Origin of the sequence: Dyella japonica DSM 16301 (assembly GCF_001010355.1) — a bacterium.
GTDB lineage: Bacteria > Pseudomonadota > Gammaproteobacteria > Xanthomonadales > Rhodanobacteraceae > Dyella > Dyella japonica.
Genome location: NZ_JPLA01000079.1, coordinates 1 through 339 on the forward strand (window position 1 = coordinate 1; position 339 = coordinate 339).

1 protein-coding gene is annotated in these 339 nt (G+C 38.9%); it reads right to left on the reverse strand.

Annotation, left to right across the window (positions count from 1 at the left end; all coding sequences use genetic code 11):
- Positions 1–55 precede the first annotated feature (55 nt).
- A partial coding sequence (locus Y882_RS20300) for a hypothetical protein (RefSeq protein WP_211259214.1) occupies positions 56–339 on the reverse strand: 284 nt, incomplete at its 5' end.

Below are 339 nucleotides of genomic sequence, written 5' to 3' on the forward strand. Positions count from 1 at the left end.
TAGATTTCTTTTGAACCAGATTCCAGTTTCTGCCTGCTTGGTTCAGAATCTCTTTTTACAGAGTAGAGATTTCATCTTTCACTTTCTTAGGTGAAGAGAGTAAATCTCTAATTTCAGCCAAGCTCATAGTTTCACGTAGAACAGCTAAATCTGTTTTACCTAAACCAGTATGCATTGCAGACCACTCGGTATCAGTCAGTTTACGGGAAAACTTACCAGCAATGACTGTAGGCAAATGCTCACGGAATTGTTGACGGTCTTGAGAAATCTGGCTCTTAACCAATTTGATTAAGTCGTAGACATTGGCATTAGTCTTAGTACGGCCAACAATGTCATTAA